Annotated in this window: 22 protein-coding genes and 3 pseudogenes; 13 read left to right on the top strand and 12 right to left on the bottom strand. The window is 54.9% G+C overall.

Going from position 1 to position 25,493, the window contains the following annotated elements; all coding sequences use genetic code 11:
* Positions 1-39: 39 nt before the first annotated feature.
* Positions 40-993, bottom strand: a complete 954-nt coding sequence (locus HCF10_RS08935) for a TAXI family TRAP transporter solute-binding subunit (RefSeq protein WP_131696402.1) — start codon at positions 991-993, stop codon at positions 40-42.
* Between the two features lie 273 nt (positions 994-1,266).
* Positions 1,267-2,463 (bottom strand): Na+/H+ antiporter NhaA, encoded by a 1,197-nt coding sequence (nhaA, locus tag HCF10_RS08930; RefSeq protein WP_131696403.1) that lies wholly within the window; start codon positions 2,461-2,463, stop codon positions 1,267-1,269.
* Between the two features lie 298 nt (positions 2,464-2,761).
* Between nhaA and HCF10_RS08925 the strand changes: the two genes are divergently transcribed.
* The 3 genes from HCF10_RS08925 (at position 2,762) to HCF10_RS08915 (ending at position 8,603) form a co-directional block, all read left to right on the top strand.
* Positions 2,762-4,972 (top strand): sulfatase-like hydrolase/transferase, encoded by a 2,211-nt coding sequence (locus HCF10_RS08925; RefSeq protein WP_167655317.1) that lies wholly within the window; start codon positions 2,762-2,764, stop codon positions 4,970-4,972.
* 451 nt (positions 4,973-5,423) lie between these two features.
* Complete coding sequence (locus HCF10_RS08920; protein ID WP_167655394.1) at positions 5,424-8,102, top strand: cation-transporting P-type ATPase; 2,679 nt, start codon at positions 5,424-5,426, stop codon at positions 8,100-8,102.
* 66 nt (positions 8,103-8,168) lie between these two features.
* On the top strand, positions 8,169-8,603 hold the full coding sequence (locus HCF10_RS08915; RefSeq protein WP_131696405.1) for a universal stress protein: 435 nt from the start codon (positions 8,169-8,171) through the stop codon (positions 8,601-8,603).
* Between the two features lie 416 nt (positions 8,604-9,019).
* On the opposite strand, the pseudogene HCF10_RS08910 reads toward HCF10_RS08915, so the two are convergent.
* Positions 9,020-9,277: pseudogene (locus tag HCF10_RS08910) on the bottom strand (DUF190 domain-containing protein); the annotation flags it as partial.
* On the opposite strand from HCF10_RS08910, the pseudogene HCF10_RS08905 reads away from it, so the two are divergent.
* Positions 9,277-9,531, top strand: a pseudogene (locus tag HCF10_RS08905) (hypothetical protein); the annotation flags it as partial. The pseudogenes HCF10_RS08910 and HCF10_RS08905 sit on opposite strands and share 1 nt — an antisense overlap.
* A gap of 390 nt (positions 9,532-9,921) precedes the next feature.
* On the opposite strand, the gene HCF10_RS08900 reads toward HCF10_RS08905, so the two are convergent.
* The 4 genes from HCF10_RS08900 to HCF10_RS08885 form a co-directional block, all read right to left on the bottom strand.
* Positions 9,922-10,266 (bottom strand): MFS transporter, encoded by a 345-nt coding sequence (locus HCF10_RS08900; RefSeq protein WP_205885602.1) that lies wholly within the window; start codon positions 10,264-10,266, stop codon positions 9,922-9,924.
* A 71-nt stretch (positions 10,267-10,337) separates the two neighbouring features.
* On the bottom strand, positions 10,338-11,177 hold the full coding sequence (locus HCF10_RS08895) for an MBL fold metallo-hydrolase (RefSeq protein WP_167655316.1): 840 nt from the start codon (positions 11,175-11,177) through the stop codon (positions 10,338-10,340).
* Between the two features lie 21 nt (positions 11,178-11,198).
* Positions 11,199-11,525 carry a hypothetical protein gene (locus tag HCF10_RS08890; protein ID WP_167655315.1) on the bottom strand — a complete coding sequence of 109 codons (327 nt, stop codon included), beginning with the start codon at positions 11,523-11,525 and terminating at the stop codon, positions 11,199-11,201.
* A 4-nt stretch (positions 11,526-11,529) separates the two neighbouring features.
* Positions 11,530-12,075, bottom strand: coding sequence for a sugar ABC transporter (locus HCF10_RS08885; protein ID WP_167655314.1), 546 nt, complete (start codon positions 12,073-12,075; stop codon positions 11,530-11,532).
* Positions 12,076-12,233: 158 nt separating this feature from the next.
* On the opposite strand from HCF10_RS08885, the gene HCF10_RS08880 reads away from it, so the two are divergent.
* Positions 12,234-13,136, top strand: coding sequence for a LysR substrate-binding domain-containing protein (locus tag HCF10_RS08880; RefSeq protein WP_145338681.1), 903 nt, complete (start codon positions 12,234-12,236; stop codon positions 13,134-13,136).
* A gap of 108 nt (positions 13,137-13,244) precedes the next feature.
* Here the strand turns inward: HCF10_RS08880 and HCF10_RS08875 are convergent, their stop codons facing one another.
* Positions 13,245-14,270, bottom strand: a complete 1,026-nt coding sequence (locus tag HCF10_RS08875; RefSeq protein WP_145338680.1) for a LacI family DNA-binding transcriptional regulator — start codon at positions 14,268-14,270, stop codon at positions 13,245-13,247.
* A 198-nt stretch (positions 14,271-14,468) separates the two neighbouring features.
* Between HCF10_RS08875 and HCF10_RS31685 the strand changes: the two genes are divergently transcribed.
* The 6 genes and pseudogenes from HCF10_RS31685 to HCF10_RS08850 form a co-directional block, all read left to right on the top strand.
* Entirely contained in the window at positions 14,469-14,597 is a 129-nt protein-coding gene (locus HCF10_RS31685; protein WP_259242521.1) for a hypothetical protein, read from the top strand.
* 13 nt (positions 14,598-14,610) lie between these two features.
* The gene (locus HCF10_RS08870) at positions 14,611-15,639 is read left to right on the top strand and encodes a Gfo/Idh/MocA family oxidoreductase (RefSeq protein ID WP_145338679.1); all 1,029 of its coding nucleotides are present in this window, start codon (positions 14,611-14,613) and stop codon (positions 15,637-15,639) included.
* Complete coding sequence (locus HCF10_RS08865) at positions 15,636-16,595, top strand: sugar phosphate isomerase/epimerase family protein (RefSeq protein WP_131696417.1); 960 nt, start codon at positions 15,636-15,638, stop codon at positions 16,593-16,595. Before HCF10_RS08870 ends, HCF10_RS08865 begins: the two co-directional genes overlap by 4 nt.
* A 96-nt stretch (positions 16,596-16,691) precedes the next feature.
* Positions 16,692-18,110, top strand: coding sequence for a sugar porter family MFS transporter (locus HCF10_RS08860; RefSeq protein ID WP_167655313.1), 1,419 nt, complete (start codon positions 16,692-16,694; stop codon positions 18,108-18,110).
* 157 nt (positions 18,111-18,267) lie between these two features.
* Positions 18,268-18,825, top strand: coding sequence for an AraC family transcriptional regulator (locus HCF10_RS08855; protein WP_167655312.1), 558 nt, complete (start codon positions 18,268-18,270; stop codon positions 18,823-18,825).
* A 130-nt stretch (positions 18,826-18,955) separates the two neighbouring features.
* Positions 18,956-19,159, top strand: a pseudogene (locus HCF10_RS08850) (OprD family outer membrane porin); the annotation flags it as partial.
* A 199-nt stretch (positions 19,160-19,358) separates the two neighbouring features.
* On the opposite strand, the gene HCF10_RS08845 reads toward HCF10_RS08850, so the two are convergent.
* Positions 19,359-19,964: a TetR/AcrR family transcriptional regulator gene (locus tag HCF10_RS08845; protein WP_145338677.1), complete on the bottom strand. Its 606-nt coding sequence runs from the start codon at positions 19,962-19,964 to the stop codon at positions 19,359-19,361.
* Between the two features lie 93 nt (positions 19,965-20,057).
* Between HCF10_RS08845 and HCF10_RS08840 the strand changes: the two genes are divergently transcribed.
* Complete coding sequence (locus tag HCF10_RS08840; protein WP_145338676.1) at positions 20,058-20,939, top strand: SDR family oxidoreductase; 882 nt, start codon at positions 20,058-20,060, stop codon at positions 20,937-20,939.
* Positions 20,940-21,149: 210 nt separating this feature from the next.
* Complete coding sequence (locus tag HCF10_RS08835; RefSeq protein ID WP_167655311.1) at positions 21,150-21,527, top strand: MAPEG family protein; 378 nt, start codon at positions 21,150-21,152, stop codon at positions 21,525-21,527.
* Between the two features lie 434 nt (positions 21,528-21,961).
* On the opposite strand, the gene HCF10_RS08830 is transcribed toward HCF10_RS08835, so the two are convergent.
* The 3 genes from HCF10_RS08830 to glcC all read right to left on the bottom strand — a co-directional run bounded on the left by HCF10_RS08830 (position 21,962) and on the right by glcC (position 25,399).
* The gene (locus tag HCF10_RS08830; protein ID WP_237683080.1) at positions 21,962-24,070 is read right to left on the bottom strand and encodes a Tat pathway signal sequence domain protein; all 2,109 of its coding nucleotides are present in this window, start codon (positions 24,068-24,070) and stop codon (positions 21,962-21,964) included.
* Between the two features lie 215 nt (positions 24,071-24,285).
* Complete coding sequence (locus tag HCF10_RS08825) at positions 24,286-24,498, bottom strand: hypothetical protein (RefSeq protein ID WP_053187656.1); 213 nt, start codon at positions 24,496-24,498, stop codon at positions 24,286-24,288.
* A 133-nt stretch (positions 24,499-24,631) separates the two neighbouring features.
* Entirely contained in the window at positions 24,632-25,399 is a 768-nt protein-coding gene (glcC, locus tag HCF10_RS08820) for a transcriptional regulator GlcC (protein WP_131696422.1), read from the bottom strand.
* Between the last annotated feature and the right edge of the window lie 94 nt (positions 25,400-25,493).

Genomic DNA, 25,493 nt, shown 5'->3' with positions numbered 1-25,493 from the left:
CTATCGCTCTAGCGACCATCCCCGTGGCGCATTTTTGGATTACAGCGCTCCAGCTTCCTTGTAGTAGCGCTCGGCGCCGGGGTGAAGTGGAATGGGCAGATTCTTGGTAGCATTTTGCAACTTGATGTCCTTGGCGGCTGAGTGAGAATTACCTAAACGAGTGAGGTTTTCGAACATCAGCTTGGTCATCTGGTAGGCAACGTCATCCGAGACATTCTCGCGCGTCACCAAAATATTGGTGATCGCCACCGTAGGCACTGACTCAGGCTGTCCGTCATAGGTATTGGCTGGAATTTGTGCAGGCTGATACGCGGCATTGCCGATTTTCGAAACCACATCAGGAGGGATGGAGACGTAGTTCAATGACATGGTTGAGGAAAGGTCGCGGATGGCCGCCATTCCTAACCCCGAGGACTGAAGCGTGGCATCTAACTGACGGTTTTTGATCAGCTCGACCGACTCCGCAAAGGGTAGGTATTGGACTTTGCTCATGTCTTCGTACGTCAATCCCGCCGCTTTAAAGATCGCACGCGCGTTCAGCTCGGTACCGGACTTGGGGGCGCCGACGGAGATGGTTTTCCCTTTCAGATCCGCCAAGGTTTTGATGCCGGACTCTTTGTTCGCAACAATTTGAATGTAGTTCGGATAGGCTCCTGCAATTGCTCGCAACTTTGTCAGCGGGGCCTTGAACCCTGCATCTTCCACACCGTTTTTTGCATCCGCCACAGAGTCCCCAAGCGCCAGAGCGAGCTCCCCACGATCAGCTTGTAAAAGGTTGAGATTTTCCACCGAGGCTTTTGTCGCTTGGACAGAAGTCTTCGCCCCCGGTATCCCATCGCTGTATATCTGTGACAGCCCAACCCCAATGGGGTAATAAACCCCGCTAGTACCACCTGTAAGGATATTTATGAACACAGGTGCGGCGTTAGCTGCGCACGAGACTGTCAACGCAGCGGTGGCCGCAAAGAGGCTAAAGCGTTTGTTTACTCGCATGGAAAACTCTCCGTCTTGTTATGGCTTAATGCAGAGTCTTTCTACTGTAGTCGAAACCAACGCCTTGAGTGGGAAGCTGAGTTAGCCTAATAATTTTGGGGTTATCGTTCAGTCGCTGCAATGGCGCCTAATCGGGATGTACTCTCCGAGCAATGCACGGAGCTTGATTTCAACGTCCATTTCTCGCTGTAGGCCTGAATCGCTTTTCGACGCAGGCTTCTAAACCACAGTATTTCTAGGCTTCGAGAAATACTGTGGTCATATCAAGAGAGATTATTTGGCTACGGCAGCACTCGTTAGGACGCTGCTGCGGCGAAGGACTATAACGCCGCCGAACGCTGCCAGAATCGATCCGATCAATACACCGACTTTGACTTCATCAATCAAAAGAGCTGATCCGGCGAACGCCAGATTGCCAATGAATAGGCTCATAGTGAAACCAATGCCGCACAACAGTGCTACGCCATAGAGTTGAACCCAGGTACTCCCTTCCGGGAGCTTGGCCAGGCCCATACGAATGGCCAGAGCAGCCAATAGGAAAATACCGACCTGCTTGCCCACCAAAAGCCCCAGAGCTACACCCAGCGGAACCGGATCGACCAGGTTCTCCATCGAAATACCGGCCAATGAAACACCCGCGTTGGCAAAACCAAAAATCGGCACCACTGCGAACGCTACCCACATGTGCAGCTTCTCTTCCAGGAAAAGCAGCGGAGATCGGGCTTCCTCTTCTGGCTTGCCCATGGGGATGCACAGCGCCACAGCGACACCCGCCAGCGTGGCATGTACACCCGATTGCAGCACGAAGAACCACAGCACACCACCGACCAGGAGATACGGGAACAATCGCCTTACGCCCAATCGATTCATTGCGATCAGAATGACCAGGGTAGCAAGCGAGGCCAGCAACATCGGCATGGAAAGGCCCGAGGTGTAGAAAAAGGCGATGATCACCACCGCGCCCAGATCGTCAATGATCGCTAAGGCAGCCAGAAACACTTTCAGCGAAGTCGGGACTCGCTTACCCAGCAACGACAAAACACCTAAGGCGAATGCGATGTCAGTAGCGGCCGGGATCGCCCACCCCCCCAGGGTCTCAGGATTACCCCAGTTGATTGCGATGTAGATCAGCGCAGGAACCACCATGCCGCCCAAAGCCCCAAATCCAGGTAAGGCGCGTTGCCCCCAAGTGGAAAGCCCACCAGCCAGCACTTCTCGTTTGATTTCGAGCCCGACCATCAGGAAGAAGATCGCCATCAGGCCATCATTCACCCAATGCTCTACAGACATGCCCATCCAAACACTGTGCAAGGCTGCAAAGTAATTCTGGGATAGGGGCGAGTTAGCAACAATCAGAGCGGCCAGAGCAGCCCCCATCAACACGAGACCGCCAGCGGATTCCGATGACAGAAAGCGAGCCAGAATCGCGGCCGCTCGAGGGGTTTCGGCTTTAGCTTGATGCTTGGTCATCAACGTCCTTGGGATCACTTAAAAGGTAATAGATTAACATCTGGCCTACACGAAAACGGCGGCGTTAAACAGCCTGAAACAGTTAATGTACAAGACCATAACCTGGCATCAATGTTTTTTGTTCAGTGCTCTGGAATGGGGTTTTAGACCAGAACCTATTGGCATGCGAAACAATATACATGCCGCCCATCGGCTCCATACCCCGTGCCCTGCCCTTTTCGAATAACCCGCTCAGCCTTCCCATCGCTTGATACCATCCAGCACACTTGTATGAAGATTTAATGTCTGGAAGGACTCTGTGAACATTATCCGTCGCTGGTTACGACAACCCTATGCACGCCTTATCACTTTGATCGGATTGGTTCTGATCGTGCCTGTGTCCATGCGTGCGGCACTGGGCTGGTCGAATCCACTCGGCTACCTTTCGGATGTGGGAATTGCGAGCCTGCTCATCGTACTCCTGCATCGCCGTCCTTGGTGGTTAGCACTTCCAGTGCTGCTGGCATGGGGACTTATGACACTGGCGACTGCTGAGCTGGTCAGCGCGGTCGGTAGGCTTCCAAACTCCTCAGACCTGCACTACCTGATCGACCCTCAGTTTTTGGAAAACTCTACCGGTGGTGGTTTCGCCCAGCCTTGGCTAGCAGCCACTCTGTTTCTTGGACTGGTGATTTGGCTGATCACGCAGTATCCGGGGCGCTCCACTGCCGCACCGGGCTTGCCGCGAAGCGCGTGGGGAGCACCGCTACTGCTATTGATCGCCCATTGGGGCGCTCAGCACCTGTACCCCTCAGAGGAAGACCAGTGGCGCTTGTTCAACCTCCCGCATCAGTTGATGGCCGCGAGCGTTGGCGATGTTCAGGCAAGCGCAGAAGAGTGGTTGGAAGGTGATGTTGTCGATGCCCCACCGCAAATGGCGGGGCTCACTCAACTCGATTTGGACGGACAGAAATTGCTCGCGGCACCAGGGCGTGCGCGCAATGTGTTGATCATCGCGCTGGAAGGTATTCCCGGCGCTTACCTCGGCGTCAACCGCCAAGCCCTGCACAGCAGCTATCAAGAAAACCTCATGCCCAACCTCAGTCGTTGGGCAGAGCGCGGCATGAATACGCCGGACTATGTACTGCACAGCCATCAAACCATTCGTGGCCTGTACGCAATGCTCTGCGGTGATTACGACAAGCTCGACAACGGCACCCCCAAGGGCGTCGAGATGCTAACCCAGAACGAACGCAACCGCGCATGCCTGCCGGCACAGTTGCACAAGCACGGGTTTGCCACGCATTACCTTCAGGGCGCAGGCCTGCGTTTCATGGCCAAAGACAAAATCATGCCGCACATCGGCTTCGATGCCACCCATGGCTTGGAATGGTTCACCAACAGCAACTATCTGGAGTTTCCTTGGGGCAAAGATGACAAGGCGTTCTTCGAAGGGGCGCTGCACTACGTCGGCCAGCTGAAAAAGCACAAAAAACCGTGGATGCTGACTCTGCTGACCGTTGGCACCCACCAACCCTATTCAGCCCCTGAAGACTACCTGCAGCGCTACGACACCCCCAAGCAGGCCGCCGTCGCTTATCTGGATGATGCACTTGGGCACTTCCTCAATGGCCTGGAACGTAAGGGCATCTTGAACGACACCTTGGTGGTGATCACCTCGGACGAATCTCATGGTATTGATGGCGTGCGGTTGGCCTCGTCTTGGGGATTCAACTTGACGCTTGCACCCGAGCAGGATCAGTTACCCCATGTGAAGTCCGGCGTGTATGGCCATGTCGATCTGAGCGCTTCGATACTCGACTATTTTGCCTTACCAGTCCCCTCAGCCTTGAGCGGTCGCTCCCTATTTCGTGACTATGAAACGGGCCGCGAGATCATGTCGTTCACCAACGACAAGCTTCGCTATCACGATGGACAGGGCACCTTGACCGAATGCGACTTTCAACAGCGCTGTCGGTTTTACACCAGCAAAGGCTTCATCGCCGAGCGTGCGACTTTAACTGGTCAGTACGGCGGTAAACGCGCCCGACAAATCACCGCAAGAGCGACGGCGCTGGATCATTCGCTGCTCCGGACACCGTTGAACCAGCACTACCAGTTCGGCAGCCCCGCCATCATCCCGCTTCAAGCGCAGATCAAGGATGACTGGGCCGACAACCTTATCGGTGCTCAGTACCTGGAAATGCCCAAGGGCTCGCACACTCGAGTTCGCCTGACCGTGCGCTCGGTAGATCCACAACAGAACGCCTACATACTGCTCAAGGCCAAGGAGCTGGAGCAGGATGTCCAGTTGGGCCTGCCAGCCGAAATGGTCGTCACTGCAGACCAGCCACTGGAGATGTACTTCAGCTTTGACAATCCGCAGTCGCGTAAGGCGTTTTCGTTCCACTTGTTGGGCTATGGATTGGGTGCAGTTGAAGTGAGCGACTTCAGCGTGATTACCGAGTTGCCAGAAGCACTAGAGGTGCTGGATGAAAACCCGGTCGACAACAGCGCTCAATCGAGCTAGACACCTCCGTGCTTGCACTCTTACTTTGAGTGCAACCCATATGTAGACTGTAACGTAATGATTTATCAAAGTATTGCAGTAACTGCACTCCAAACTATTAATAGATCGAACTTACTAAAAACAATATCCGGGTGCTGACACCATAAATCACAAGTGGCGTAGATCGAAGAATAGATTGCTCAGTAAATATCTTGTCACACTACCGACTGCCAACAATTTGATTTAAGTCAATAATCATCAAGCGCTTGGTTGCATGGATCTTTTAGTTCGTATCAGCTAGATGACAGAGAGAATGTAAGAACATCCAACGATTTTTTAGCGTTCTGCTATACCCACGCCCGCCCATGACCACCTCAGCCCCGTTCAGTCGAGATGTGTGCACAGGAGATAATCATTGAAGAAGCCGGTGGTCGACGCAGCAACTGAGCAAACACCAATCCCCCCGCATTCCGTGGTCTGGCACTCCCTGCCTGCCGAGCAAGTGAAGAACCTGCTTGAGGTGAATGAACATGTCGGGCTGGAGGCAACCGAAGTCCAAGCCAGGCTTGCCCGCACTGGTTTCAACAGGCTACCAGAAGCAGCACGTCGACCCGCGTGGCTCAGATTCCTGCTGCAATTTCACAACATTCTGATTTACGTGCTTCTAGGATCCGCTGCGATTACCGCGATGCTGCAGCATCTGTGGGACACGGCGGTAATTCTTGCAGTGGTTATTGCAAACGCAATCATTGGATACGTCCAGGAAGGCAAAGCGGAAAAAGCCATGGACGCTATCCGGCAGATGCTGGCACCGCACGCCGCCGTGATCCGCGCAGGCCAACGCTTAAGTATTGTGGGCGAGGAACTGGTACCGGGCGATATCGTTTTGCTGGAGGCGGGAGACAAAGTCCCTGCCGATTTACGCCTGCTGCACGCGAACAGACTACAGATTCAAGAAGCCATTCTTACAGGTGAATCCGTACCCGTAGAAAAGCATACGGAACCAGTAGCCCTTGGAGCAGCCGTGGGTGATCGTACTTGTATGGCATTCAGCGGCACGCTCGTGACTTGCGGGCAAGCAACAGGGGTTGTCGTTGCTACCGCAGCATCTGCTGAAATCGGACGCATCAGTACGCTGCTTGCCGGAGTAGAAACACTGACCACTCCGCTGGTGCAGCAAATGAACGTATTGGCGCGTTGGCTGACGATCTTGATCTTGTTAGTCGGCGGCCTTTTGCTCGTGTTTGGCCATTATGTTGGGCACTACGAGTTCACCGAGATCTTCATGGTAGTGGTTGGTATGTCGGTAGCGGCGATACCTGAAGGGCTGCCCGCCGTCCTTACCATTACGCTGGCTGTTGGAGTGCGAGCAATGGCTCGCCGCAACGCCATCGTGCGTCGCCTGCCAGCCATCGAAACGCTCGGCTCGGTATCCGTCATCTGCACTGACAAGACCGGCACACTTACCCGCAACGAAATGATGGTGGAATCGGTAGTGACGAACGATCTCATCTTCACGGTCGATGGCGCTGGTTATCAGCCAGCGGGAAGCATCAGCCTTGCAGATCAGCTAGTCGACATATCGACTCACCCTGCGTTGGCAGAACTGGGGAGAGCAGCCGGCCTGTGCAACGATGCTGTACTGCGCCTGCATGATGACTTATGGAAGGTAGAGGGTGACCCAATGGAGGGTGCCCTGCTGGCATTTTCCGGAAAGACTGGTTTCGATAGTGATGAAGATCATCGGGCCTGGCCCCGCACCGATGCCATTCCGTTTGACGCGAAACACCGCTTCATGGCGACCCTGCATCACAACCATGATCGACATGCCTTTATCTATGTAAAAGGCGCGCCAGAACAAATACTGGCCATGAGCACGCAGCAGCGCGTAAACGCTGGCGGGACTGAACCGCTCAATGCGGACTACTGGCACGAACAGGCAAACGCCATTGCTGCCAAGGGGCAGCGTGTATTGGCGTTTGCAGTTAGATCAGTCCCTCCCGAGCACACCGTGTTGGAGTTTGGGGACGTACAAGGAAGGTTAACTCTGCTGGGCATGGTCGGACTGATTGACCCGCCTAGACCAGAGACGATAAAAGCAGTTCAACAATGCCAAGCAGCAGGCATTGTCGTAAAAATGATTACTGGCGATCACGGCGGTACCGCCGCCGCCATCGGTCGCCAAATTGGCCTGCAAAATCCCGACAGTGTGTTGACCGGCGTAGACCTCGACGCCATGAACGATGCCGCTTTGAAAGAGGCGGTAAAGCACGTCAATATTTTTGCGCGCACCAGCCCAGAACATAAGCTCAGACTGGTAATGCTGCTGCAATCGAATGGCATGACAGTGGCCATGACCGGCGATGGCGTCAACGATGCACCAGCACTAAAGCGAGCCGATGCCGGTATCGCCATGGGTGGAAAAGGCAGTGAAGCCGCCAAGGAAGCCGCAGACCTGGTGCTGGCCGATGACAACTTCGCGTCCATCGTTGCTGCGGTGCGCGAAGGCCGGACGGTCTACGACAACATCAAGAAAGTGCTGAGCTGGACGCTGCCTACCAGCGCGGGCGAGACCATGACCATCATCGTCGCGCTGCTGCTTGGTACTACGCTGCCGGTGACGCCGATACAAATTCTGTGGATCAATCTGATAACCGCAGTGACGCTCGGCATCGCGCTAGCGTTCGAGCCCACCGAAGAAAACACTATGCGCAGACCGCCACGCTCGCGCGAACAGTCACTCATAAGTGGTGCTTTGGTCTGGCATATGGTGCTAGTTTCCATTCTGTTTCTCTGCGGCGTTTACGGTATTTTTTCGTATGCGCTCGACCGTGGTTACTCAGTGGAATTGGCCCGAACCATCGCAGTGAACACGTTAGTCGTGATGGAAATTTTCCATCTGTTCTTCATTCGCAATCTCTACAGCACATCAATTACCTGGAAGGGCATTCGTGGCACCAAGGTTGTGTGGATGACCGTCGCAGTAGTGACCTTAGCTCAGTTCGCCATTACCTACGCACCACCGCTGCAAAAGGTGTTTGCTACTGAAGCGATCCCCGTCCGTGATGGTCTGCTGATCATCGGGGTGGGCGTTGCGTTATTTGCCATAATCGAGATTGAAAAACAGATTCGAATCCGTTTGTCCGAGTAGAACGAGTGCAAGCTGGCCATACCCTACCGACAAGCATCTTCATGCCACTGAAAGAGGATTTGGAAAATGCATAAAATACTTGTAGCTGTCGATGGTTCCGAGCATTCGGAACGGGCGGTACGTTATCTTATTGGGCTAGTCCAAGATGGCGGATTACTGGGAGGGAGTGTTGAGGTCTATCTGGTGAATGTGCAGCCACTTTTACCCACTCGAATCGCACACGACATGAGCTCGGATGAGCTTGACCGTTACTATGGTGATAAAAGTGCTGAAGACTCACAAAAGGCTGTCGAGCTTCTGAAGCACGAAAGTATTGCATTCACACTCCATACGCTACAAGGCGATTCAGCCAGCCAAATCGTGGCGTGCTCCCAATCCCTAGGATGTGACAGCATCATTTTAGGCTCACATGGTAACGGTTTTCTTGCGGGGATCTTTCTGGGTTCTGTCGCGGCCAAGGTGATTCAGCTCTCGGATGTACCAATCACCTTAGTCAAATAAGAGATCGTGAATTGCTTGAAAGCACGGCCCCACAACTGGATTATCAAAGATGGGTACTCTGGAAAAATTTTGATTGAGCTTTGCCCGTAGCCGACCATGAAGCACATGCTATCGCGTTGTCTGCGTTATGGGCGGGGTCGCGCCGGGCACCCGAAAGGGTGCCCGGCGCGAGTGGTCGGTACCCCAACCTTCGCGGCTTTGCCCACCCCCATTGACCTAAGAAGTATCGCTTTGCTTCTTCATGAATTTCGCGATCAAGCAATCGCCTTCTACAATGCCCTCTTCAAAATCATTGATAGCAACGACCAGCCTGGACGAGCCGTGGTCAATGTCTCGTAGCACTGAAGATAGCTAGGCGAACCGTATCCTCCGCATAGCTCATATTCATAACCCCAGGATTCTAATGAGGGGTGAGGCTAGTTGGCCTTTTTGCCGACGGTGCCCATTTCGATTGGGGTCTTTATGTAAAACACGGAGATTTCCTCAAGCTCCAACCGCTTGAACAACCTTTCGTATTCGTCCTCGGTGATAGCCATGCGAATCTCGGTCGGCTGATCCGCCATTTCAAAAAAATGCGAGGAATGCAACCGACCGGTATGCCCAAAACCCCCGATACCTGTAGAGAGGGTCGCGCCACGCAGCCCCATTTCTTTGGCCACATCAACGATCCAGTCCCAACACACGAGTGGTCTACGACCTCTTCCATGTGGTGGCCAAATATGGCCGAGAAGTGATTGATAGGGTCCGTGTCGACGAGGCTAACCGGTTGCGTCATGACAAGCCCGCCCGCAAGGTCATTAAGCGGATGGCGTACGGTTACCGGGATAGCGAATTCTTTTTCATGAAGATCAAGAGCGCCTTTCCCGGTAATCCGCAAGGTCATATGACAGCACCAGCCACAGCCACATCCACAGCCACAGGTAGCTGAGTTGGAACACCACCCAGGTCAATCCTGCTATCCACGGCGGTCACATGCTCAACCCATCACTGACCATTCGACGCTTACGAATGCCCGTGCGCGATTCTATTCATTCGGGCGTGGTATCCAGCCCGCTGGAAATTTACTGATTGTCAATTATCTGAGGCGGAAGGCAGCCTCCCAGGCCACACAGGATCACAGTCACGATCAACTCCCTTGATTTAACGTTGGTTCAGATGGCGTGTGGTGTCGCACCCAGCTCTAGGTCACTTCCTGACGCGGGGCACGGCTCAGCGACCAACCAAAATTCATGCCCGCCGCCACCACGGCGTAGAAAAAAGCCGAAGCCAGGGCCAGGCAGATGCCGAGCAAGTGTGACGAAGCTCCATCGCTATCCCCTCATCCAGGCACTTCGGTGCGTTCAGCACGGTTTTCTCGCATCTGCCAGAGCATCCAGACGATCCCCAGGCCCACGACAATCGCACCGACCCAGGCTGTGCTGGTCAGCCCCACCGCCTCCAGGCTGGCCCCGCCCAGCAGCGAACCCAGCGCGATGCCGCCATTGAAGCCGGCGATGTTCAGCCCAGCCGCCACTGCGGGTGCCTGCGGCGCGTGGGTGTGCGACAACTCGATCACCCGCGCCTGCAGAGCGGGTACCGCCACATAGGTCAACGCACCCAGCAGGCCCGTCAGCAGTACCATCAACGGCAACGACTGCGCCGATGCCCAAATCGCCAGCAGCACCGCAGTAGGCGCTGTGGGATCAATGACCTCATTCGCCGCAGCCGATGCATCGTAGGCATCTCGAACAGCTGCTAAGTTTCGTAGGAAATTTTGTAGGTCTTACCTATCCGCTCGACCTGTGCAAATCCGAGTTCGCCAAGGTGCATACCCGCGATAAGAATCTTATCCGAGCTAACAACATTCAATAGTTTGGATCGTGTTTCGGCGGAAAGAAGCGGATCTTGGTCGAATGCAATGGATACGTCGGGACGAGCAATCTGAATTTGGGGGAAATGAACGATATCTCCCCAAACCAGCAGACTACGATCATTGGAATCGAGACGATAACCGGAATGTCCTGCGGTATGCCCCAGAAGGGGCATCGCACTAATGCCAGGGAGAACTTCGCTATCAGTAAACATGCGCGTCTTCTCCCGATACTGATCGAACACCTTCCGAGCAAAAAGGAAGTTGCCACGAGCACGCTCACTTGCTCGACTGAGATTGCCATCGTCCTCCCAGAAAGAAACCTCACGCTGGTGGACGACTAGCTCTGCATCGGGAAAGGCTGCTTCCCCTGAAGCGTCAAGCAGCCCCCCAACATGGTCGGGATGTGCATGGGTCAGAAGAATGGTGTCAATGTCAGCGGGTTGCACGCCAGCAAGTGCGAGATTCGCCTTTAGCTTGCCGCCCCACTGCTTGAAACCACCAGCCCCCGCATCGATGAGGATCGTGCGGCCCATTCCACGCACTAGGTAACAGTTGATGTGGATCGAGGATGGGTCGCTCACGCCTGCGTCCTGCTGCAACTTGGACGCCTCCGCAGGATCGATATTCGAGAGGAGATCCAGACTTGCGCAAAGGTACCCGTCACTGATGGCCGTAATCGAAAACTCGCCGATGTGCTGGCCCGGAAATTTCATGTCGCTCATTGCGGTACTCCTTGCGCGTCATCAGTTCCGCGCGTAGATGGCGGGGGGCGAATAGCCGAAGCAACGGATGCGCGCCGTTAGCCCTGTATGGCGCTTTATGGCCACATCCAATCGCGCCGTGAAGGCGTCCATGACTGATGGCGTTCGGAGCGGTTCGAGGCGGTACCTGATTTCCGCGTAAGCAGGATGCCCGCGCCCTTGGCGAACTGAGACATAGATGACATGCACGTTGTCCAACGTAGCCTGGAGGACATCCGTGCAAAGCCGAGTACATTCTTCAGTGAGTTCCGACAGATACGCTTCGGGCGGCATGTTTTCCGCCTGGATGAAGATCGTCAGGTTAGGCATGGTCCTACACCTGGGTCTGCGGCACTGTGCCGTCGTGACTCGTCAATTGCGCGGTCATCGGGGCATAGAGATGCACGCCCTTGGGAAGCGCATTCAAACCAAGACTAATGGCGCTATCCAGCTTCGCCAGCCACCTGTTTTCAGGACACTTCTCCAATGCGACAGCCCACATCTGCTCAGGCGTGAGCCCCATCTCGATGAGCGGCTCGGGACCGACTGCGCTCACGATCAGATGCTCGCCTTCACCGATGGCAGGTGCACGCTCAAGGCCGCCGTAAAGATTGCGGTGCCAATCGGTGATGTGCTGCTGCCAACGTGCGAAGTTGCCCCCGCCCTTCTGGCGATACTCATCGCCCTCAAGCACGGCCAGACCGTCGATCGAATGCACGGCAAGGTAGACAGGGCAACCCGTGCTCAACGCCTTGAAGCGCTGCGAGGTATGGAACCCGCTCACGGAAATAAGCGCGGGTAGCTTTTCCAGGCTATAGAAATCATTCCACTCTGCTTCGCTGGCTGGGTCGGCAAAGCTGCACTCTACGGTGTAGATCATGGATCACTCGCTACCGGACTTCTTGTACGTCCGGCCCTCTTTGTTGATGTCTCATCATCGTATGACCTTGATCTCGGCGCATAAAACGATTATTCGGTATGCTTCAGTGACAAAAGATCAAGCTAAGCTGGATCACCCTCCTTAGACCGAGAACGCTTATGCGAAAGAAGATCCCGAGCAGCACGGCATTGACAGCATTCGAAGCGGCCGCTCGTCACGGCAGCTTCGCGCGCGCGGCAGAGGAACTGTCTTTGACTGAAGGCGCCATCAGTCGCCAGATTGGCCGGCTGGAAGCCTTCCTCGGTGTCGCGCTATTCGAGCGAGTCGGCAATCGTGTCCGGCTCCTGCCCAACGGGGAACGCTACGCGGCCCAAGTTCGCGAATCGCTGGACCGCTTGGATCGGGACAGTCAGTACTTAATGGGGCAGCCGAACGATGGCGCGAGCCTGGACATCGCCACTATCCCGACTTTCGCGATGCGATGGCTCATTCCTCGCTTGACACGATTCCAGCAAAAGCACCCGAACATCACTGTGCATTTGGCTGAGCGCATGGACCCCTTCGTTCTCGCCGGGAGCGGATTCGATGCTGCCATCCATTTCGAGCACCCAGCCTGGACGGGGATGCGGACTCACCACCTTTTGCATGAAGTGCTGATTCCTGTTTGTCATCCTGCATTGCTCCAGGAGAGCACAGGAGCAGCAACACTGGACAAGCTTCCACGCCTGCACCGACGCCAGAACCCGGATGCTTGGCAGCGCTATTCCCTGGAAACGGGGATCCCACTTACCAATCCAGCGATTGGTGCACGCTATGATCTTCACGGCATGTTGATCGAGGCTGCATTGGCCGGCCTCGGTGTTGCGCTGGTCCCGCGTCTTTACGTTGAAACCGAACTTGCGTTAGGACGTCTGGTCGCTCCGTGGCCAGAGGGGAAAACCACTTCCAAAACCTTCTGTCTCATCCTCCCCGAGCCCATCGCATTGAGCAGAGAACCAATACAAGCGTTTGCTCAATGGATGCTAGACGAAGCGAAGAAAACAACGACGGTTGAGTCGTAGGGAACCTCCTTTTGCAGGCCTGCCACCAGGTTGTCCCATACGCTTTTATGTAGGCATCGAGGACGCAGTGGTCGAAGTACAAAATTGGATACCGACCGCAACGTGACCTTACGCACCACAGTTGTATCGGGTGTGAATCAAGATCTGTGTTGAAGGTGGCGTTGTCACCGCTCCCTCAATCGCTCCTCGTATCCAGCGCACCGCTGCGGCAGTCTCGCCAACGAAATCATGAGAGATAACATAATCCATGACGCCGGACTCAAGCATCGCCCGCGTATGAACCGTCAGCTCATGACCGACAAAAATAGGCCGATCCTCAGCCGCAATAGTCTCTATGGCCTGAGCAACACCCCGATTGGCGCCGGCCACGTTGTAGATGGCTGCGGGATAGTTGTGCTTGGAAAAATAGCGCGTCAATTGTTCAGTCGTGGTCTGAGGGCGATCGTCGGACATCACTCGTTCGTCGATTTTCAGATACGGAAACTCGGAACGGAGCACCCTGCGAAACCCCATCTCCCGCTCCTGCTGACAGCGAAACGGCACACTGGTCACCAGCAGGATTTTCGCGGGCTTTTTAGGTAAAGCATTGCCGATCAGCAATCCGGCGACACTGCCCGCCGCATATTGATCATTGCCAACGTAAGCACTACGCCCGGAGTTAGGCAGGTCGGTGGTCAGGCACACGACGGGGATACCCAGGCTGCACAGTTTGCGAATCGCTCGGTTGATCGCCGGATGCTCGCGCGATACGACGATCACACCATCCGCTGAGGCGCCCTCAGCCTGAACCTGATCAGCAAAAGTGGCGGGATCGACCTGGTTAGTCGGTACATAGTAGCCATGCACGACGACGCCAGGTGTCGAAGCGTTCACCAACGCCTCGGCACCGGCCAACGTAGCATTGAAGGTTTCACCCGAATCGCAAAATAGCTTGATCTGCAAAGTTGCCATGCCGTCAGCCAAATCTTTCTTTAGCTTATCCAGCGCCGCCAGCACTTTCAGACGGGTGTTTTCCCGTACGCCAGGACGGTTATTCAGCACACGATCAACGGTCGCTACCCCGACCCTGGCCACCTTGGCGACCTGTTGAACAGTGGGCCCCTTCCATAAACGCGCCGATGTTTGCATGGTCATATAGCCAGCCCTTTTTTGATGTTATTTACACCATATACGCATTGCTAATAATTGTTTCAAGAGCAATGACAGGCATGAAAGCATCTTCGTATTTGAGGTGTTTTACATCATAAACCGCCTATGGCGCTGCTTGATGATTGCTTTTTCGGTGCTAATAATCGAGGCATAACAAACACAACAAACCGCCAGGATCGCCCCATGAGTAACTCGTCCCCATCGGTTGATTTCGACCGCCGCGGCTACGCCGCTTTTGCCCCATTGTGCACCGCCTTTCTCAATCAACACGCTCGCGAGTTCGACGCCGCGTTGATGACTTTCGCCCATTGATAGGTAGTTGAATATGAGCATACGAATCGCCGTTATCGGCGCAGGGATTATGGGGGAAGATCACGCCCGCATCATTGCCCAGGACCTTCCGGGAGCCACGTTGCATGTGGTGTGTGATGCGTCGCCAGAGCGAGCGAAGCTGATAGCTGACCGTTATGGCGCCGCTGACGTTTCCACTGATCCACTGTTCACACTTTCAAGGTCCGATGTCGATGCAATCATCATCGCCAGCCCGGACGAAACCCATGCGGTCCTGACCATGGCAGCCATCGAGGCTGGGAAACCTGCACTGTGTGAAAAGCCGCTGTCTCAAAGCCCGGACCAGTGCCTGGCGGTCATCGACAAAGAGGCCTCCCGGGGTCGCCAATTCGTGCAACTGGGCTTCATGCGCCGGTTTGACCCGTCGTACAGGGAAATGAAAAGTGCCTTGGGCGACGGCGTGATAGGTCGGGCTGTGATGATGCACAATTTCCATCGCAACGTAGAAGCTCCCGCCAACTTCAGCGGGCAAATGGCGATCAGTAACTCCGCGCCTCATGAGTTCGATGTGGCCCGTCATGTGCTCGACACTGAATACGTTGCCATTTCAGTGTTCCAACCTACCCGCACGTCTGAGGATGGCGCCGGTGCTCCGGTATTCATGGTGCTGGAAACCCGGGAAGGCCATCTGGTGAACATCGAAATCAACAACAACGCCCATTACGGGTACGACGTGCGTGGCGAGCTCGTGGGCGAGCTGGGTTCCGTGCAACTGGCCACACCCGTAAATGCTCGTTTCAATACCCGTCTTCAAGGCTTTGAACGGTACGCTGCCGATTGGCGGCCGCGTTTCGCCGACGCCTACCGCCTGCAGAACAAAGCATTCGTGGAGTTCATCAACACAGGCGTATTCCCTGTCCATGCCGCGAATGCCTGGGACGGCTATTGCGCAGCCATCGTCGCCCAAGCCGGTATCGAGGCACTCAATCAGCGTCGCCGGGTAGTTTTGCCAACGCTGGAAGTACCGCCCCTCTACCGATCGCGAGAAGGAGCTACGTCATGAAGCTGGGATTCGTCACCGACAGCCTCGGTAACCTGCCATTGCGGGAGATGCTCAAGCAGGCTGAACGCCTGGAAGTGTCGGGCCTGGAGATCAACACCGGCGGATGGTCGACCGCGCCGCACTTTAACTTGGCGCAGATGCTCGCCAGCGCCGAGGAACGCCAGGCACTCAAACGCAGCTTCCAGGAGCACGGCCTGGAAATCATTTCCCTGAACGCCAACGGCAACCCTTTGCATCCCACGCAGCCCGAGCAAGGCCAGTGTCTCAAGGACACGATACGCGTAGCCGGTGAACTGGGAGTCAAGACCGTTTGCACCATGTCCGGCTTACCAGAGGGTCGGGCCGGCGACAGGATGCCGAACTGGGTGGTTGCCTCATGGCCTCCCGAAACCCAGACAATGCTGCGCTATCAATGGGAAGAACGCCTGCTGCCCTTCTGGAGCGAGATCGCTGATCTGGCCAAGGAGAACGGTGTGGAGCGTATCGCTTTGGAATTGCACGGTAACCAGTGCGTCTACAACGTCCGTTCGCTGCTGAAACTACGCAATGCGATCGGACCGGTGATAGGAGCCAACCTGGATCCCTCGCATCTGTTCTGGATGGGCGCTGACCCGCTGGTCGCCGCCGAGGCACTGGGCGACGCCATTTACCATGTGCACGCCAAAGATACTTTGCTGAACGCGCCAGTCCAGGCCGTGGATTCACTCCTGGAAAATGGCTCATTGATGGATATCTCATCCCGAAGCTGGTCCTACATCACGCTTGGATTCGGCCACGGTGAGCAATGGTGGCGGCAATTCTGCTACCGCTTGAAGATGGCTGGCTACGATGGCTGGCTATCGATTGAGCATGAGGACGTTTTACTCAACAGCCTCGAGGGCTTGGAAAAGTCCGTAAGACTGCTAAAGAGCGTCATGCCGGTTGCCGCCAGCGATTTCAAACCCCAGTCCATCTGAATCGCACCACGAGAAAAAACCAATGTAATTCCATATTAAATCGCTCACCGCAATGGCGAGTGAGCATCCCCATAAGTTTCAGTCAGGAATATCACAATGACAATTAATTCCTACGGAAATACGGCAGACACTTCAGCCGCCTATGTAAGTCCTGAAAAACGCCAGGCACAGCGCTACCTGCAAAAAGTGACTTGGATTGCCACGTTTGGCGGCCTGCTGTTCGGCTTCGATACCGGCGTCATCAATGGCGCCCTGCTCTATATGAAGGATGACTTGGGCCTGACGCCATTTACGGAGGGCTTGGTCGCCAGCGCCCTATTGATCGGCGCAATGATGGGGGCGCTGTGCAGCGGTCGCCTATCGGACCTCAAGGGTCGCCGCCGTATCATTCTTTTCCTCGCCGTAGTGTTTTTTCTTGGCGCGTTGGCCTGTGCGCTGGCGCCCACCCTCAACGTCATGGTGGCCGCCCGCTTCACGCTGGGGTTAGCGGTGGGCGGCGCGTCGGTCGTCGTGCCGGCGTATCTTGCGGAAATGGCCCCATCCAGCATCCGCGGTCGCATCATCACTCGCAACGAGCTGATGATCGTCACCGGGCAATTCCTGGCCTTCACCACCAACGCCACACTGGGCAATTTGTTCAGCGATCTCGATGGTGTTTGGAGATGGATGCTTGCCTTGGCAACCCTGCCAGCCGTGGCACTCTGGTTGGGTATGCTCTACATGCCGGAAAGCCCGCGCTGGCTAGCCACCAAAGGGCGCTTTAGAGAGGGCCTGGAGGTACTGAAACTGGTACGGGAGGAGTACTACGCCAAGGCTGAGATGGAGGCCATCACTCAGCAGATCAGCAACGAGCGATTCATCAAAAAAGGTGGCTGGCGCGATCTGTCTCAAAAAGGCGCGCGACGAATCTTTTTGATTGGCATCGGTATCGCTGTTACGTCGCAGCTGACCGGAGTCAATTCAATCATGTACTTCGGCACCCAGATCCTCACAGAAGCAGGCCTGGAACAACGTAGCGCACTGATAGCCAATGTCGTAAACGGCATTATCTCGATTGGCGCAACGTTCGTGGGTATTGCTCTGCTGGACCGCGTGGGGCGTCGCCCAATGATGTTGCTCGGTTTCACCGGCACCACATTGTCTTTGCTGTTGATTGGCCTGGTTTCAGTTTTTGTCGACCCCTCCGTCACCCGCGCCATGCTCATTCTCGGCGCCATGTCGATGTTCTTGGCCTCCATGCAAGGGCTGATCGGGCCTGCTTTCTGGGTACTTTTGGCAGAAATTTTCCCAATGCGCATCCGTGGCGGATGCATGGGCATGGCGATCGCAGCCTTCTGGTTGACCAACGTGATGATCGGCATGTTCTTTCCATCCTTGGTTGCAACGATCGGGATCGGCCAAACCTTCTTTGTGTTCGTGGGAGCAGGACTTCTGTCCCTGACCTTCGTTGCAGTGTGGGTACCGGAGACACGAGGCAGCACGCTCGAAGAGATTGAACAGCGGTTGTATGGTTAGACGAGGATGAAGTCTCTACGCTGACTTCCGTTCTTCCGCTTCCTATTTCGTCGCCTTTTTTGGGAAGCGGCTCTTCTCTGCTGAAGCGGCTCGTCGCACTGGCGGTGAACCGGCGTTAGCCCTACATTATTGCCAATCACACCTGTGCGGAATATCCATGACGCCCCTCCAGGATAAAGGCACCACGTCAATTGCCTTGGTGCATGAAGCATTGTATAGCGCCAGGCAAAGGCAACTGGACCTGACAGCTGCGTTAGCCAATGCAGACTTCGACCCTCAACTGCTCAACGCCCCAAAAGCCAGGGTCTCAGCGACCTCCTTTGCCCGACTGTGGGTGGAGATAGCCAACCTGCTGGACGATGAATTTTTTGGCATCGACAGTCATCCCATGCGTCGCGGCAGCTTCAAACTGATGTGCCATGCGCTCTTGGACTGCCCGGAAAAATGGCCCGAACGCGATGACCTGGCGGTGGAGCTTCACATGTCCAACTCCACGCTGCAACGCCGCTTGCAGGCAGAGGGCACGCATTATCAAAGCCTCAGGGACGACCTTCGCCGCGACATGGCGATTGACCTGCTGTCGCGTGGCGATATGACGGTAACGCAAGTCGCCGCCGCCACCGGCTTCCAGGAAACCAGCGCGTTTCATCGGGCTTTCAAGAAATGGACTGGCGTCAGCCCTGGCGCCTATCGACGCGGCCACCTGGAAGAATAACCTCCCCCCTGTTACGCCCCGCCCAACTTCGTGCACTGCGTTGCACCACAACGCAACTCAACCGACTTCGAACGGCTCACGGCCTTTGGGTACAAGCCTGTAAAAGCCGATCATTTCACCTATCTGGCGGTTGACTACACGTCAGGCTGCCCGCTTGCGACTCGGAGGAGAGGACGGTAAGGAATGGGAGCGAGTGACCGATATCACCTACACCGTCCAGAGTGGGCCGTTCAAAAATGTGTCAGCGCAGTGGCGCAACTCGACCAATCGGTCGACGTACGCCGATAGCGCCAACGAAAACCGCCTGATTTTCCGGTACTCATTTAAATTTTGATGGAATGGTCGGCTGCGCCAACAGCCGTCCAGCCGCACCCACCAACGTCATAGGAAGGCACCGTCCGCTGCCGGTCGTGACGAGCTTATTTCGCGCCAACTCGCCTACCCAAAGGGCAGCGCTCAGGACGTAAACGATTTCGGCGACAGTACACTGGTTTTTCGTCTAACCAGAAACACTGAGCAAAGAGTCATACTCCTCAGAACACAGAAAAAGCGACTAATAGCATTTTCTTTACAATTTGCGGATCCTCACCACGAGATATCTGCGACGCAGCATTACTTAACTGTGCATCGATATAGGCAGATGCAAACTCTGATGAAATGTCTGCAGAAAACTCACCTTTGGCCTTTGAACGCTCCACCCATTTCCTGTAGGCAGCCAAAGCTTGCTCCTGTATGAAGTCAATTTGTGCTCGTGTTGCTTCACCCAAGTGCATGCGTGATTCGCGCATCTTTATCAAAAGACATCCCTTTGGAACTTCTTGACTATCACTCACTGAGGTGGCAAATGACACTAGGTTATCAAGCGCCTCTCGAAACGGCATTTCTGTGTTTAACATCTGCAGCACAGAATCTAGCACCTGTTCCTGATATTTAAGAATAACCGCTTTCATCAAGCCATCTTCATTCCAAAATTCACGATAAAGACCTGGCTTCGATATATCACATCTTCTGCAAATCTCATTAAGGGACAAACCACGCACACCCTCTTTCCAATAGGCTTCCATTGCCACATCCAAAACGTGATCGCGGTCTAGGGTCTTAGGTCGTCCCCTTAAAGGTTTTGTTGGATCTAAAATCATTTCGTACCACCCAGTATTTTAACTTGACACATGATGCCACCCCACATTATCGTACCACACGGTACTTAATTTACAGCCAGGCAGGAAAGAAAAATGAGCGAAGCACAAAAAAACGTAATCATCACCGGTAGCAGCAGCGGATTTGGCCTAAAAGCAGTGAAAGACTTTGCCGACAAGGGCTACCGAGTGTTCGCTACCATGCGTGGCACAGAAGGCAAGAACGCCGCAGTCAAGGCCGAGCTGGAAGCGTATAGCAACCTCATCCATGTTGTAGATATGGATGTCACCAGCGACGAATCCGTCAAAACAGCCGTTGCCGGTTTGCTGGCTAAAGCGGGCAAGATTGATATTTTGATTAACAATGCAGGCGTAATGTACCTTGGTATTACGGAGGCATTTAGTATTGCCCAAGCCAGGGAACAGATGGAAACCAACTACTATGGCGCTATGCGTATTATACAGGCTGTCTTGCCTGCGATGCGGGAAGCCAAGTCCGGCCTGATCATTAACACCTCATCAATGGTCGGCCAGATTTCAGCGCCTTATTTCTCTACATACGCCGCCACCAAGCACGCTCTGGAAGGCTACGTCCAAGGCTTACGTTACGAAGTGGCTCCCTTCGGTATTGATGTTGCCATCGTACAACCAGGCCCGTTCCCTACAGGTCTGAGTGCAGGCGGGCAAGAGCCTTCCCGTCTTGACGTGCTTGACAGTTATGGTGAATTGGCAAAGATACCTGGCGCTATGTTCGCTGAGTTCGCGAAATTCATGCAGTCTGACCAAGCACCCGATCCACAGCTGGTCGTAGATACTTATTTAGCGCTAGCAGATATGCCTGCTGGCAAACGCCCTACGCGCACAGCTGTCGGCATGGTTTGGGGTGTTGATGAAATTAATGCTGCCAAGCAGCCCATTCAAGACCGTGTTTTAAAAGAAATGCAACTTGAAAATATTCTAGGCGGCGCTGACGCTTAACTCCTGTATCAGGGCAAACTATTTCTTGCCCTGTTTCCGCCATATCAAAATCGCATTCTTCCTCGGGAGACGTCCAGTAGCAATGCTTCAGCTCCGACTAACGCAGCGCAATTGAAAGAGCGAAGATGACCACTACACGGACTGCACAACACTTCGAAGCGAGCGACTTTAGACACTAGCCAAGCCCCCTCTTTGGGCAAGGAACACATAATGAAAGTTACAATCCTCTATAGCGGACTACTTGCAATTTTGTTCGTTGTGCTAAGTGTCCGAGTAATTATTGGAAGAGTAGGTCCCGGCAGTCCCAGTTTTGGTGACGGTGGCAACCCCGTCATGTTTCGGCGCATCAGAGGACACGGCAATTTCGCTGAGTACGTTCCACTGGCACTCTTGCTGATTGGACTTCTAGAATTAAGCGGCTCACCGCAATGGCAACTGCACGCACTTGGTTCAATACTGCTTGTTGGTCGCATTCTGCATGGCTATGCACTTTCGTTTACAACCAATAATATTTTTGGTCGTAACGCCGGCATTATTGCAACTCTTTTAGTCCTGTCCTCCTCGGCTGTGCTTTGCATTTGCAGGTAGATGCCTCTGCTGTGTGCCTCCTCTGATCGCGGCCAGGAGCGCGCAGGTCATTTCGCTTTTGCTGCAGAGCTCTCAGCGCTGGGGTGGTTCGCCAGCACCCTAAGTGGCTACCCTGGATTGCAACTGGTCGGTTTGATTGCTGCGACAGCAGGCGGTTTTTCAGCGATGCCCGTACTGTGGACTCATCGAGCCGCTCAGGGAGAAAGTGGCCGCAGGCAACACCGGTCTGCGCAGCGGGCAAGGGTTCTATCGCTGGGATGAAGAGCGCCGCGAACGGCAGCTGAACCGGCACGGACACCAGCTACGGCTGCTCTCAAACCCTGAACCTATCAGCAGGAACATCGCTGCGAAACAAGTCCCGGCCTACCCGTTGCATGTTGCTCGCAGCACCAATGGCCTATGGCCGAATTCGTGAGAAATTACCTGGGCATTTCCTACTCCACTACTACTCGCACTCTTGCCAGATTTCCGACCCGCGTAAACTCCGCCGTGGCGTCACCCTCACGCTGGACGGTAGCGCGGAGCACGGGATAGTAGGTGCCAGGTTCCGAGTAGGTGAGTGTTTTATGTATAGCGAGCGTTTCTGACGGCTGATGAGGAAGCGGAGCGTCTAGAAAATCATCGTTCCCCGTCTGGCTCCATTCCGTTTTCACAATTTTGCCGGCAGATGGCGGGACGGTAATGTCACCCAGCAGCGTGACGGGCTCCCCGACTTTGGCAATGATTCTCTCACCGCTCCTGGACGTGAGTTTCACAACAGGCTGGATGCCTTGCCTTGCTGATGCGTCTGCAGGTAATGAGACCTGGCCATTATTGAGCCCATACTGAGTGGAGCGAGGCGGCGCTGTACCATTTTCCACCCAGGCACTTACGTCCCTGACGGCCTGTTCGAGGATGCCGTTGTAATCTACAAGTCTCACAAACTGATTGTCAGCCGCGCCCGAGGCAACAACGCTGCCATCCAAATGGTCTGCATTATCGTTTAACCAGATTCGCACCTTCGCGTCGTACTGATTACCCTCTCCCGCCTTCAATCGCTGGCCATACCAGTTGGCATCCCAAGGGTAGGCATCGACATCAAGTGCATTGGCTATGATTATCATCTTGCTGTTTATCTTGCCGGTGAAGCTACCGCCTCCGCTGACACCTGCGCTGATTATTGAGCCTACCTCTTGGGGGCGTTGCGGGTAGCGCGGAGAACCGTCTGCATTGCGAAATTGATCCCACACAGCAAATCCACCAGAAACCGGTACCTGATGCCGATGGTAGGAGGTCAACGCAATTGCCCAGCGATTGTCGACACGAATCTTGGTTCCAGTTCTCAGAGTGTTGAGCATGTCGACTTGATTTTGCGCGGACAGCGTAATGACTCCGCGCTCGGCATCCAAAGACCCAAGCAATTTTCGATTGCCCCCTTCTGCCCCTTCGAGAGTGAAGTCCAACCAAGAGCTGTTTTTGAGGTGCGACAACCCGGCCACGTGCAAGCTTAATGGCTTACCAGCCGAGTCACGATCTATCCTTTGAACCGACACTACGCGCTCAATTTTCGCCCTTCGGACAAGAGTGCCCAGAGTGGATTGCGCGGTACCGAGGTAGCCAGGTTTACTCCAGAAGTCATCTGCATAACCGGGATCAATGCCTTTGACCGAACTGGCAAACCCCAGTAAACCTTGCGGGTCGTTGAGACCCAGGATGTAGGCGTAATTATCCCAACCGCGCAGGGGCACGCCCATTGCCGTGACCTCCGCAAGAACCGAGGCCTGCGTGGCGTCAAGTGCTGCAAAAGGATCGCCGCTACCTCCCGGTCGCATAGCGTCGGCAATGTGTGACGCTTTATCTTCGAGTACAAGACGTGCGAAAGCACGAACAAAAAAATTGGTAGGAATGGATGTTGGAACGCCAATGACGAATGGAACGGCACCCTCCCACACCCCCGACGAGTTCTCAGCCGCTGCAATGGTCAGATAAGACCCGCCGCTGCCACCATAGATGTAGCCGTGGATCTGAGAAGCGGGCAGTCCATAGTATTCCCCAGCGACCATCTTCGAGAACTTTGCAGCCGCCGCGTTGGCTCGATAGCCAGAGGGCGAAACAGTATCCACGGTATACGCACCGCTGTCGGCACCAAATTTGATTACCCGGTCCGGAACGCTACCGTCACCCAAGGGATAAACCTTGTGGAAGAAACGCCCTTTCCATTGGGCTTTCGGCGGGAAGAAAAAGCTGAACTTTACATCGGTGCCTTCGAAGTGCCCGGAAACGCGATGCGTCAGAACAGGGCTTTTCAAATCTTCTCGGCTATCTATTACCGGGCGGTCGAACTCCGGATCGACGCAGTCTTGAGTAATGAACATTATCCCGCCCGGTGGTGTTTCACACGGCGGGGATTGAGACGCGGCGGAAGCTAATGTCGACAGCCCACCAAGCGACACTGCAAGTACCAAGCATCTGGAAGCGACGAACTTCTTATTGAAACCGTCACCGCGATGGAAATCTGTGCCAGGTGGAGCAGCCACTAGAGTCAGTTTTTTAGCGTTGTTCATAATGGCTGTGAATTCCTTGAGGAGCTTCAATGACGGCAGACCGACACTGCTGGGTAAGTTTTTGAGTCGTTTGAGGATGAGACCGCTCCGGCTGGGTCTCTCATTTTCCAGCTTGAGAAGCGTGACGTGCTCTACCAGGCGCTCACCTGCGCCTGGACAGAGCCTTAGCTGGAGATGTCTACGATGCCGGGGGCAGTCCACCCAACAACGACGATTCACATGGCGTAGAGAAGAAACGCCAAGCCTTCGCTGATTGCACTGCAGGCTTCGCTGTTGGCCTGACAAGGGAGAGGTTTGCCGGTAACGAATGGAACGGCAATGGAGGAAAAAGAACTGATGCGGATATTGCCGGCGTGATAAATCGCTGCGTGGGCGCCGTCATGCGACAGAGCCTCAAGGCTGATTTGGAAGATTCGGGCGCCAGACATAGTCGTACCATAACAATAGGATTGAACATATCCGGCGGTCCGGTGACAGCAAGGTAGCATGATGATTAATACGACCAAGGAATATATTCTATTATTCTTATTCCTAAAATGAATAATAGATCCAGGCGCTGCATCACGCCCACCCCTCCAGTCGCAACGTGGACCGAATCAGCCGTTGCTCTTCGCTTTCAATTTCCCTGAGGTTTTCGCAGATGCTCTGGATGTGCGCGATGGCCGCCTTGCGCGCCTGCTCCGGCAGGCGCCCGATCACGGCGTTATACAGCCGTGCGTGTTGGCGATCGATCTGGCGCTTCTGCGGTTCACGGTGATAGAGGTTGTTGACCGAAGCGAAGACGGTGTTGAGCAGCAAGTCCGTCAGCGAGCGCAAGGTCTGCACCAGCACCGGGTTGTGCGACGCCTCGCAGATCGCCAGGTGGAACGCATGATCAAGCCGAGCATGTTCGCTCGCCTCCAGCAAATGGCCGTGGGCATCGAGCAATGCCTCATAAGCGCGGGTGATCAGGACAAAATCGGCGTCGGTGCCACGCAGGGCCGCTAAGCGGGCGGATTCGCCCTCGAGCAGGCTACGCACTTCGAACAGGTCGTAGAGCGTCCGCGGCTGCGAGCTGAACAGGTGCAGCAGCGGTGACGCCACGCCCGGCCCCGACAGGTCGGCCACGAATGAGCCCTTGCCTTGCTCGGTGTTGATAATCCCGCGAGCGCGCAACACCTTGAGTCCCTCGCGAAGGGCGGTACGCGAGACGCCGAGTTTTTCCGTCAACCGCCGCTCCGAAGGCAACAGTTGCCCGGTCTTGAGCACACCGTCGACGATCAGGCGCTCGATCCGCTCACAGACCACGTCGGCAACTTGCTGGGTACGGCCCGTTTCTGTGCTGTCCATGCGATCTCCAACTGGTATGACCAGCTTCAGCGTCCGACTCGCCAGTGCTCAAACACCCGGTTAATCGACTGTTTTTGATGGTCTTTTTTAACCG

The sequence above is a fragment of the Pseudomonas sp. B14(2022) genome (assembly GCF_012030485.1).
Classification (GTDB): domain Bacteria; phylum Pseudomonadota; class Gammaproteobacteria; order Pseudomonadales; family Pseudomonadaceae; genus Aquipseudomonas.
The sequence above is the reverse complement of the archived record's forward strand: the minus strand, read 5'-3'. Positions and strand labels throughout refer to the sequence as shown.